Source organism: Psychrobacter sp. 1Y4 (genome assembly GCF_051847555.1).
The window spans coordinates 1-680 of sequence record NZ_JBPYDE010000607.1 but is presented as its reverse complement, the minus strand read 5'-3'; the positions used below and the strand labels follow the sequence as shown (position 1 = coordinate 680).

The 680-nt window shown below is 43.5% G+C and carries 2 protein-coding genes; both read left to right on the top strand.

The window, feature by feature from the left end; all coding sequences use genetic code 11:
* The coding region (locus tag ACS8FC_RS17860) for a methionine adenosyltransferase domain-containing protein (protein WP_439297778.1) at positions 1-259 on the top strand (259 nt) is incomplete at its 5' end.
* Positions 260-334: 75 nt separating this feature from the next.
* Positions 335-680 (top strand): DUF3144 domain-containing protein (locus tag ACS8FC_RS17855; RefSeq protein ID WP_439297777.1); only part of this gene is annotated, 346 nt, incomplete at its 3' end.

The following is a 680-nucleotide window of genomic DNA, read 5'->3' as shown; positions in this document are numbered from 1 at the left end:
GATTGGAGTTGCTGAGCCAACGTCTATCTCTGTCAACACCTTTGGTACGAGCAAAATTAGTAACGATGAGATCATTCGCCTGATTCGTACTCACTTTGACCTACGTCCGTATGGCATCACTCGTATGTTGAACTTGTTACAACCAATGTATCAGCAGACGGCTACCTTTGGACATTTTGGTCGTCAAGGCTCAGAGACGGCCTTTACTTGGGAAAAAACAGACAAAGCTGATATCTTAAAAGCAGACGCTGGTTTATAAGAGTCATTACGTTGAATCATTTACAAACCGTCTTTATATACTGAAATTATCGACACTTATTATTAGGAGCAGCTTATGTCTCAAGACAGCAACACTCAAGACAACAATGTGGATGCAAGCATTGAAATCACCCCTGAAATGCAGGCATTTTACCAACGTGCTGATGCCATCATCGGTGTCGCCAATAGTCAGCTAGGCCCTGATGCCCATTCAGGACAAGTCGGTGCTTCTTTGCTGTATGCTGCCGCACGCTATAGCGCCTCTGTTGCCTCAATTGGCTTCGTGAAAGGCGATGATTTTGCCAAAGAAAAAGACGATATCGTCGAGTTTTATGTCAAACAGTATCGCCAGATGTTAAGCGACAACTTGACAGATTATGCACAGAACTTTGATAAATACGTGCAGCTAAACCAAGACGACA